We start from the raw sequence: 10115 nt of genomic DNA on the forward strand, positions 1-10115 counted from the left end.
TTCCCGCGGCTACGGCGCCCGCACCGGCCGGGGCAGCGGGCGCGCGAAATTCAACGGACCCGAGCCGAGCTTGCCCTTGTAGTCGTTGCCCCAGCACAGGGCCACGTTGTCCGCCGTGCGTACCGCGCAGGTGTGAAAGCCGGCGGTAGAGATGGAGGCGAAGGGAAAGCCGCCCACGACTTCGACGGGCACCGGCGCGGACTGGGAAAAGGGCCTCCCCGTCTGGCCGTGCTGGTTGCTGCCCCAGCAGAATGCCCTGCCGCCGGTGAGGAGCCCGCAGCTGTGCGACCACCCCGCCTCCACGGCCGTGTACGTATCCCCCGCCCCCGTGAACGAGCGCATGACCGCCACCGGCGAGGTGGCCTGCCCAGGGGTTTCGCTGCCCAGCTGGCCTTCGTCGTTGGCGCCCCAACAGTACGCGGCCCCCGCGGCGGTGCGGGCGCAGGTGTGCGATGCACCCGCGCTGATCTCCACGAACGCGTGGCCGCCCAGCACGGCCTCGGGCGCGTCCGCCTGCGTGGTGGTCCCGTTGCCCAGCTGGCCCGAGCCGTTGCGGCCCCAGCAGTAGGCCGCGCCCCCAGCCGTCAGCCCGCAGGTGTGCGCCGGCCCCGCGCTGATGCGAGTGAACGCCAGCCCGCCCAGCACGCGCTGGGGGGTGCGGGCGCACGGCTCGTCGGGCCCCGCGCCGGTGCCGGGCGGGCACAGCTCCGTCGCCGCCGCGCCCAGCTGCCCCCCGCCGTCCAGCCCCCAGCAGTACGCCTGGCCGCCCGTGGCGATCCCGCAGGTGTGGCGGCCGCCGGTGCTCACGGCCGCCCAGGTGCGGCCCCCCGCCACCTCCGCCGGCACGTGCGTCGCAGCGGTGCCCTGCCGGCCGAGCTGCCCCTGCGCGTGCTCGCCCCAGCACAGCAGCGCGCCGTCCGTGGCGATGCCGCAGCTGTGGCCCTCGAAGGCCCACGTCGCCTGGCGGGGGGGGAACGGATACGCAGACGCCGCGATCGCCGTGAAGCGCACGTCGGCCTGCACCGCGACGGGAACGTCGGACCACCGGTCGGCCTCGGCGGCGGGGGCGGGCACCCCCAGCTGGCCGGCCTGGTTCCACCCCCAGCAGTACGCCTGCCCGGCGGCGGTCAGCGCGCAGCTGTGGTGCCCCCCGGCTACCAGCGACGCCACGCGGAACATGCCGCTGACCTGCAGCGTGGCCGTGCCGGTCACGTTCCCCGACGCCGCCACCACGTTCAGCGGGCCGGGGCGCAGCACCGTGACCTTGCCCGTGGCGTCCACGGTGGCGGCCGCGGGATCCGTGGTGCTCCAGGTGACCGGTGCGCCGGGAATGGGGTTTCCACCCGCGTCGCGCACCACCGCAAACGCGCGCGTGGTGTCGCCCTCGGTGACGGTTGCCCCGTCCCGCAGGGTGACGGTGATGCTGGCGGGGTGCTGCCGCACCCAGAACACGGCGGTATCGGCGCGGTTGTTTACGGTGCGCACCACGATGCGCGCGCGTCCGCCCGCCACCGCCACCACGTGAATCTGGCTGGCGGTGGCGGCCGTTTCCAGGCGGGCCACGGCCTGGTCCAGGGACGTCCAGACCACCCCGCCGGGCCGTTCCATGGAGTTGCCGTACGCGTCCATCCACGTCGCGTGCAGCGTGACGGAAAGGCCCACGGCGCCCACCTCCACGCTGTCGGGGGAGAGGGTCACCCGCGCGAACGGACCCGGGGCGGGGGTGACGGTGAAGACCGCCGGCGCCAGCCCCTGCACCGTGGCGGTCACCGTCTGCGCCTCGGCGCGGGGGCCCAGCGTCCACTGCACCTGGGCCAGGCCGTCGGCGCCGGTCATGGTGGACGCCGCGCTGAGCGACCCTTCGCCGGACGAGACCGCCCATTGCACGGCCACCCCCTGCACCGCATCGCCGCCCGCGGTCGTCACGCGCACCACCAGCGGGTTGGGCACGGCCTGCGCCACCGTGCCCGCCTGGCCGCTCCCCGACACGATGGCCACGGTGGCGGGCGCGGACGACCCCGTGGAGTCGCCGCAGGCCGCGAGCAGGGCGGCGGCAAGGAGGAGGATTCGTCTAGCAGCCATGGGGGACAGCGTGGGTGGCAGGGGGCCTGGCGTGCCGAGGTTGCGCGCCACGTTGCGAGGATGTCCGGAGCAGGCCGGGTTGCGCCGAGCAGAATATATCGTCGCCTCCGGTGCGCCGGAAGCCTGCGCTCGCAGGCGGTGCGTCCGGTCGTGGGGCGCAGGCGGGTGCGGCCGCCGCGGCAAGCGGGAAGGTGAACGTTTGATTCCGGGCCACCGTGACGGGCGGCGGTGCCCCGGCGGCCGGCGCACGGCCGGGGGGGCTCGAACGGTCGTTCGCTCGCTTGACACAAAGCCAGCGTTTGCGGCACTTTCCCGGGATGACCGCCGAAATCCAAGCCGCGCCGCACGCCGATCTGCTCACGGGCTTCCGCGCCGGGCAGCGCACCGCGCTCGCGCGCGCCATCTCCATCGTCGAAAACGGACGCGCGGGGTTCGAGCGCGTGCTTCACGACCTGCACGCCGACATGGGCCGCGCGCACCGCGTGGGCATCACCGGGCCTCCCGGCGCGGGCAAGTCCACGCTCACCTCCAAGCTGGCGCTTCACCTCCGCACGCTGGACGAGCGCATCGGGATCGTCGCCGTCGACCCGTCGTCGCCGTTCACGGGCGGGGCGCTGCTGGGCGACCGCATCCGGATGACCAACATCTCCACCGACCCGGGGATCTTCATCCGCTCCATGGCCACGCGCGGCCACCTGGGCGGGCTGGCGACCACAACCAAGGAAGTCGCCGACCTGCTGGACGCCTACGGCTACGACCGCGTGGTGCTGGAAACGGTGGGCGTGGGCCAGTCGGAGCTGGAGATCGCGGGGACGGCGGACACCAGCGTCGTCGTCCTGGTCCCGGAATCGGGCGACAGCATCCAGGCCATGAAGGCGGGGTTGATGGAGGTGGCCGACATCTTCGTCATCAACAAGGCCGACCGCCCCGGCGCCGACCGCCTGGCGCAGGAGATCGAGGTGATGCTGCACATGCGCCTGGGCGACATGCCCACGAACGCGGGCCACCACGGCGTCAGCCTCAAGTCGGTGCAGAAGGCCGCGCGCGAAGGGGTGAAGGCCGCGGCCGAGCAGGGCGGGGAATGGGCCATCCCCGTGCTCAAGACGGTCGCGCAGAGCGGCGAAGGGCTCGAGGAGCTGGCGCGAACGCTCGACCAGCATCGGGTGTATCTCCACGAGTCGGGCGAGCTGAGCCGCCGCCGCCAGGCGCGCCTGGCCGAGCGGGTGCGCGCCGTGGTGGAGCGCCGGTTGCGTCGCCTCGCCTGGCAGTGGGGCCCGGGCGAGCAGATCCTGGAGTCGCACCTGGCCGCGCTCGAAGGGGGAGAAGTGTCGCCGTACGCCGTCGCCGACCTCATCGTGAACCAACTGGGGCTGGGCCCCGCCGGAGGACCAACATGAGCACCGTCGAGCACAACGTCTCTCCCGACCTGGTCCGCGCCCTGGACGAAAAGGACCGCGAGATCGAGCGGCTGAAGGCCGACCTGGCCGCCTGGGAGGGCGCGTACGAGCGCACCGGGGCCCGCGACGCCGCGTTCACCACCGTGTCCGGGGTGGAGGTGGAGCCGCTGTACACGCCGCTCGACCGGCCGCGCCCCGCCCCCGAGGAAGCCGCGTACTACGCCGAGCGCATCGGGCTGCCCGGCGAGTACCCGTTCACCCGCGGTCCGTACGGCACCATGTACCGCACGCGGCTGTGGACCATGCGCCAGTTCGCCGGCTTCGGCACGGCGGAGGAGACGAACCAGCGCTACCACTTCCTGCTCAAGCGCGGGCAGACCGGGCTCTCCGTCGCGTTCGACTTCCCCACGCTGATGGGATACGACAGCGACCACCCGCGGTCGCTGGGCGAGGTGGGCAAGTGCGGCGTGGCCATCTCGTCGCTCGACGACATGGAGACGCTGTTCGACGGCATCCCGCTGGACAAGGTGTCGGTGTCGATGACCATCAACGGCCCGGCCATCATCCTGTTCTGCTTCTACGTGGTGGCGGCCGAGCGGCAGGGCGTATCGTTCAGCCAGCTTCGCGGCACGGTGCAGAACGACATCCTCAAGGAGTACCAGGCGCAGCACGCGTGGGTGTACCCGCCGGAGCCCGCGCTGCGGCTGATCGAGGACATGTTCGAGTGGGCGTCGAAGGAAGCGCCCAAGTACAACCCCATCTCCATCAGCGGCTACCACATCCGCGAGGCGGGCTCCACCGCGGTGCAGGAGCTGGCGTACACGCTCAAGAACGGGCTCGAGTACGTGCGCCGGGGCGTCGAGCGGGGGCTGGACGTCGACGACTTCGCGCCGCGCCTTTCCTTCTTCTGGGACGTCCACAACGACTTCTTCGAGGAGATCGCCAAGTTCCGCGCCGCCCGCCGCATCTGGGCGCGCCACCTGCGCGACGAGTTCGGCGCCAAGAACCCGGAGAGCTGGCGCCTGCGCACCCACGCGCAGACGGCGGGGGTGACGCTCACCGCGCAGCAGCCGGAAAACAACATCGTCCGCGTGGCCTACCAGGCCATGGCCGCGGTGCTGGGCGGCACGCAGTCGCTGCACACCAACTCCATGGACGAGACGCTGGCGCTGCCCACCGAGCGGGCGGTGCAGGTGGCGCTGCGGACGCAGCAGATCCTGGCGTACGAAACCGGGGTGCCCAACACCATCGACCCGCTGGCCGGCTCGTACTACGTCGAGGCGCTCACCGACCAGATGGAAGCAGAGGCCGAGCGCATCTTCGCCGAGATCGACAAGCTGGGCGGCGTGGTGCCCGGCATCGAGGTGGGCTACTTCCAGCGCGAGATCGCCCGCAGCGCCTTCCGGCAGCAGCTGGAGATCGAGCGGGGGGAGCGCACCATCGTGGGTGTGAACGACTTCACGGTAGAGGGCGAGGAGCTGCAGATCCCGCTGCTCAAGATCACCGAAGAAGCGGAGATCCGTCAGCGCGAGCGGATGGCCGCCATGCGCCAGCGCCGCGACCAGGCGCAGGTGGACGCCGCGCTCGAGCACCTGAAGCAGGTCGCGCGCACCACCGAGAACGTGGTCCCCGCCATGCTCGACGCCGTCCGCGCCTACGCCACGCTGTACGAGATCCGCGCGGCCATGGAAGAGGTCTTTGGGGCGTACCAGGAGCCGGTCTTCTTCTGAGCGCTGCCGCCCGGCCTTCGGTCCGGGAGAGACGGAGAGGGGCCGCGGGCGAAGGTGCCCGCGGCCCCTTGACGTACCCCAGCAAACGCCTTACTTTTCCCGGTCTGTCGCACAACCGCGTGTTGGCGACGGCGGGGAGCCCGTGCTCCTCGCCTGCTTTTTTCGTCCATTGTACAGGTTCTTCTTCCAGTATGCCGACGATCAACCAGCTGGTCCGCCACGGGCGGCAGACGCTCATCAACAAGAGCAAGTCGCCCGCGATGCGCAACAACCCGCAGAAGCGCGGGGTGTGCACGCGCGTGTACACCACGACCCCGAAGAAGCCCAACTCGGCCCTCCGGAAGGTCGCGCGCGTGCGGCTGACCAACGGGTTCGAGGTCACGGCCTACATCCCGGGCGAGGGGCACAACCTGCAGGAGCACAGCATCGTGCTCATCCGTGGCGGCCGCGTGAAGGACCTGCCGGGCGTCCGCTACCACATCATCCGGGGAACGCTCGACGCGTCCGGAGTCAACGACCGCCGCCAGAGCCGTTCCAAGTACGGTGCCAAGCGGCCCAAGCCGGGCCAGCCCGCCGGCAAGGGCGCTCCGGCCGGCAAGGGCGGCAAGGGGAAGAGATAAGCCATGAGCCGCCGCACACGCGCCGTCAAGCGCCCCATCATCCCGGATCCGGTCTACGGCTCGGACTCGGTGACCAAGTTCGTCAACACGCTGATGCTCGACGGCAAGAAGAGCACGGCCGAGAGCATCTTCTACAACGCCATGAAGACGCTCGAGGAGCGTTCCGGCCAGCCGGCCGAAACGGTCTTCAAGACGGCGCTGAACAACGCCAAGCCGGTCCTGGAAGTGAAGAGCCGCCGCGTGGGCGGCGCCACCTACCAGGTGCCCGTCGAGGTTCGCCCGGAGCGCCGCACCGCGCTGGCCATGCGCTGGCTGGTGGGCTACGCCCGGGCCCGCGGCGAAAAGACCATGGCCGACCGCCTGGCCGCCGAGCTTCTGGCCGCGTCCCGCAACGAGGGCGCGACCATCAAGAAGAAGGACGACACGCACCGCATGGCCGAAGCCAACAAGGCCTTCGCCCACTATCGCTGGTAAAGGCAGGCCGGGCGCTTGCCCGGCTGAATTGATCGATCAGGAAGCCGCGGCGGCGCGAAGGGCGAAACTGCCCTTTGCGCCCCGTGTTTTCCGCTACCGATAGACGAAATCCAATGGCCCGCACCACACCGCTCGAGAAGTACCGCAACATCGGCATCATGGCGCACATCGATGCCGGCAAGACGACCACCACCGAGCGCATCCTGTACTACACCGGCCGTACGCACAAGATCGGCGAGGTGCACGAAGGTGCGGCCACGATGGACTGGATGGAGCAGGAGCAGGAGCGCGGCATCACCATCACGTCGGCCGCCACGACGTGCCAGTGGTCGCGCTTCGACCAGATGTACCGCATCAACATCATCGACACGCCGGGGCACGTGGACTTCACCGTCGAGGTGGAGCGCTCGCTCCGCGTGCTCGACGGCGCCGTCTGCGTCTTCGACGCGGTGGCCGGTGTGGAGCCGCAGTCCGAGACGGTGTGGCGCCAGGCCGACAAGTACGGCGTGCCGCGCATCTGCTTCGTGAACAAGATGGACCGCACCGGCGCCAACTTCGACCGCTGCGTGGCCATGATCATCGACCGGCTGGGCGCCAACCCCATGCCCATCCACCTCCCCATCGGCGACGGCGAAAAGTTCGTCGGCATCGTCGACGTCCTTCGCCAGGTGGAGCTGATCTACGACGACAGCACCATGGGGAAGAACTGGACGGAGCAGCCCATTCGCGAAGAGCTCAGGGAGCGCGCCGCCGCCGCCCGCTTCGCGCTCGTCGAGGGCTCGGTCGAGCACGACGAGGGGCTGATGGAGCGCTACCTCGAGGGCGAGGAGATCCCCGAGGCCGAGCTGCGCCGCGCCATCCGCAACGCCACCATCTCGGGCGCCATCGTGCCGGTGCTCACCGGCTCGGCGTTCAAGAACAAGGGCGTGCAGCAGCTGCTGGACTCGGTGATCGACTACCTGCCGGCCCCGGTCGACATCCCGGCCATCAAGGGAACCGACCCGGAGAACGACGACGCGGCCATCGAGCGCCACGCGACCGACGACGAGCCGTTCTCGGCGCTGGCCTTCAAGATCGCAACCGACCCGTTCGTGGGTAAGCTCACGTTCTTCCGCGTGTACTCGGGCGTCATCAGCTCGGGCTCGCACGTGCTGAACAGCACCAAGGGCAAGCGCGAGCGCCTGGGCCGCATCCTCCAGATGCACGCCAACAAGCGCGAGGAGATCCCCGAGGTGCGCGCCGGCGACATCGCCGCCGCCATCGGCCTCAAGGACACCACCACCGGCAACACGCTCTGCGACCCGGAGCACCCGGTGGTGCTGGAAAGCATGACGTTCCCGGAGCCGGTGATCGACGTCGCCATCGAGCCCAAGACCAAGGTCGACCAGGACAAGATGGGCGAGGCGCTGCGCCGCCTGGCCGACGAGGACCCCACCTTCCGGGTTCACACCGACCAGGAGACGGGCCAGACCATCATCTCCGGCATGGGCGAGCTCCACCTGGAAATCCTGGTGGACCGCATGCTCCGCGAGTTCAAGGTCGACGCCAACGTGGGCCGTCCGCAGGTGGCCTACCGCGAGACGATCCGCAAGCTGGTGGAAAAGGTCGAGGGCAAGTTCGTCCGCCAGACCGGCGGCTCCGGCCAGTACGGCCACGTCGTCATCAACATGATGCCGGCCGACCCGGGGCAGGGCTTCGTCTTCGAGGACAAGATCGTGGGCGGCGTGATCCCCCGCGAGTTCATCAAGCCCAGCGAGCAGGGGCTTCGCGAGGCCATGGACACCGGCGTGCTGGCCGGCTACCCCATGGTCGACGTCAAGGTGCAGCTGGTGTTCGGCAGCTACCACGACGTCGATTCGTCGGAAATCGCGTTCAAGATCGCCGCGTCCATGGCCTTCAAGGAGGCTGCCCGCCGCGCCCAGCCGGTGCTGCTGGAGCCGGTGATGAGCGTGGAGGTGATCACCCCCTCGGACTACATGGGCGACGTGATCGGCGACCTCAGCAGCCGCCGCGGCAAGATCCAGGGGATGGACCAGCGCGGCGAGGCCCAGGTGATCAACGCCATGGTGCCGCTGTCCGAGATGTTCGGCTACAGCACGTCGCTTCGGTCGATGTCGCAGGGCCGCGCCGTGTACAGCATGCAGTTCGCGCAGTACGAGGAAGTGCCCAAGAGCAAGGCCGAAGAGATCGTGGCCAAGGTCCGCGGCTGATTCTCGCTCCTGTGCCCGTCCTCTCGTAGGACGGTTTCACGCAGAGGTCGCAGAGGGAAAAGAGAGGACGCAGAGGAACTCACCGAGCCCCTCTGCGTCCTCTCCGTTTTCTCTGCGCCCTCTGCGTGAAACTGTTTTTACGAGGCTGGGGCGAGCCAGGGGTTGACGTTTGGGGCGTCTGTCGCTATTCTTCGCGTCTTGCCCCCGGATTTTTGGGGCACGAGCACCTTGCCGCAGCGGCTGAGGCGGTGAGGTGTGCTGTTCTTGGGACCCGGCGCGGAGACGCCGGACCACCCGAGCCGCGGCTGAGGCGGTTCGCCGGCCCGGGGGCGCGCAAGACGCGCCGCCCGGGCGGAATCCATTCAGCCATCCATTTCTCCACCACCTCGAAAATGAGGATTCAAACCAATGGCCAAGGCCAAGTTTGAGCGCAACAAGCCGCACGTGAACGTAGGCACCATCGGGCACGTGGACCACGGCAAGACCACGCTGACGGCCGCGATCACGCGGATCCAGGCGGCCAAGGGGCTCGCCGACTTCATCAGCTTCGACAACATCGACAAGGCTCCCGAGGAGCGCGCGCGCGGCATCACGATCAGCACCGCGCACGTGGAGTACCAGACCGAGGCGCGCCACTACGCGCACGTCGACTGCCCCGGCCACGCCGACTACGTGAAGAACATGATCACGGGCGCGGCGCAGATGGACGGAGCGATCCTGGTGGTGTCGGCGGCCGACGGCCCCATGCCGCAGACGCGCGAGCACATCCTGCTGGCGCGCCAGGTGAACGTGCCGTACATCGTGGTCTTCCTGAACAAGGTCGACATGGTGGACGACCCGGAGCTGCTGGAGCTGGTGGAGCTCGAGGTCCGCGAACTGCTCAGCGAGTACGACTTCCCCGGCGACGACATTCCCATCATCGCGGGCTCGGGTCTCAAGGCGCTGGAGTCGGGCGACCCGAACAGCGAGTGGGGTCAGAAGATCACCGCCCTGATGGACGCGGTCGACAGCTACATCCCGGAGCCGGTTCGCGAGACCGACAAGCCGTTCCTGATGCCCGTCGAGGACGTGTTCTCGATCACCGGGCGCGGCACGGTGGCCACGGGCCGCATCGAGCGCGGGATCATCAAGGTGGGCGAGACGGTGGAGCTGGTCGGGATGAACTCGGCCAAGAGCACCACGGTCACGGGCGTCGAGATGTTCCGCAAGCTGCTCGACGAGGGACGCGCGGGCGACAACGTGGGGCTGCTGCTTCGCGGCGTGGCCAAGGACGAGATCGAGCGCGGGATGGTGCTGGCGAAGCCCAAGAGCATTTCGCCGCACACCAAGTTCAAGGCCGAGGTGTACGTGCTGACCAAGGAAGAGGGCGGCCGGCACACCCCGTTCTTCAACGGGTACCGCCCGCAGTTCTACTTCCGCACGACGGACGTGACGGGCACCGCCAACCTCCCCGAGGGTGTGGAGATGGTGATGCCGGGCGACAACGTGCAGATGTCGGTGGAGCTGATCACGCCGATCGCGATGGAGAAGGAGCTTCGCTTCGCCATCCGCGAGGGCGGCCGCACCGTCGGCGCCGGCGTCGTCACCGAAATCCTGGACTGA

Annotated in this window: 7 protein-coding genes; 6 read left to right on the top strand and 1 reads right to left on the bottom strand. The window is 69.6% G+C overall.

Features of this window, described 5'->3' with window-relative positions; translation table 11 throughout:
• Positions 1-9 precede the first annotated feature (9 nt).
• A complete protein-coding gene (locus VGB24_RS13170) occupies positions 10-2082 on the bottom strand; it encodes an Ig-like domain-containing protein (protein ID WP_331073409.1) in 2073 nt (690 codons plus the stop codon).
• 317 nt (positions 2083-2399) lie between these two features.
• Between VGB24_RS13170 and meaB the strand changes: the two genes are divergently transcribed.
• The 6 genes from meaB (at position 2400) to tuf (ending at position 10115) form a co-directional block, all read left to right on the top strand.
• Entirely contained in the window at positions 2400-3479 is a 1080-nt protein-coding gene (gene meaB, locus VGB24_RS13175) for a methylmalonyl Co-A mutase-associated GTPase MeaB (protein WP_331073410.1), read from the top strand.
• On the top strand, positions 3476-5209 hold the full coding sequence (locus VGB24_RS13180; RefSeq protein ID WP_331073411.1) for a methylmalonyl-CoA mutase family protein: 1734 nt from the start codon (positions 3476-3478) through the stop codon (positions 5207-5209). Before meaB ends, VGB24_RS13180 begins: the two co-directional genes overlap by 4 nt.
• 191 nt (positions 5210-5400) lie before the next feature.
• Positions 5401-5829, top strand: coding sequence for a 30S ribosomal protein S12 (gene rpsL, locus VGB24_RS13185; protein WP_331020777.1), 429 nt, complete (start codon positions 5401-5403; stop codon positions 5827-5829).
• Positions 5830-5832: 3 nt separating this feature from the next.
• A complete protein-coding gene (gene rpsG / locus VGB24_RS13190) occupies positions 5833-6303 on the top strand; it encodes a 30S ribosomal protein S7 (RefSeq protein WP_331073412.1) in 471 nt (156 codons plus the stop codon).
• Between the two features lie 113 nt (positions 6304-6416).
• Positions 6417-8513 carry an elongation factor G gene (gene fusA / locus VGB24_RS13195; RefSeq protein WP_331073413.1) on the top strand — a complete coding sequence of 699 codons (2097 nt, stop codon included), beginning with the start codon at positions 6417-6419 and terminating at the stop codon, positions 8511-8513.
• A 408-nt stretch (positions 8514-8921) separates the two neighbouring features.
• Positions 8922-10115 carry an elongation factor Tu gene (tuf, locus tag VGB24_RS13200; protein ID WP_331073414.1) on the top strand — a complete coding sequence of 398 codons (1194 nt, stop codon included), beginning with the start codon at positions 8922-8924 and terminating at the stop codon, positions 10113-10115.

The organism is Longimicrobium sp. (genome assembly GCF_036399935.1).
Lineage (GTDB): Bacteria > Gemmatimonadota > Gemmatimonadetes > Longimicrobiales > Longimicrobiaceae > Longimicrobium.

Coding starts and splice junctions, on each gene's coding strand:
- VGB24_RS13180 (WP_331073411.1), top strand. CDS start 3,476: ATGAGCACCGTCGAGCACAACGTCTCTCCCGACCTGGTCCGCGCCCTG.
- rpsL (WP_331020777.1), top strand. CDS start 5,401: ATGCCGACGATCAACCAGCTGGTCCGCCACGGGCGGCAGACGCTCATC.
- VGB24_RS13170 (WP_331073409.1), bottom strand. CDS start 2,082: ATGGCTGCTAGACGAATCCTCCTCCTTGCCGCCGCCCTGCTCGCGGCC.
- tuf (WP_331073414.1), top strand. CDS start 8,922: ATGGCCAAGGCCAAGTTTGAGCGCAACAAGCCGCACGTGAACGTAGGC.
- fusA (WP_331073413.1), top strand. CDS start 6,417: ATGGCCCGCACCACACCGCTCGAGAAGTACCGCAACATCGGCATCATG.
- rpsG (WP_331073412.1), top strand. CDS start 5,833: ATGAGCCGCCGCACACGCGCCGTCAAGCGCCCCATCATCCCGGATCCG.
- meaB (WP_331073410.1), top strand. CDS start 2,400: ATGACCGCCGAAATCCAAGCCGCGCCGCACGCCGATCTGCTCACGGGC.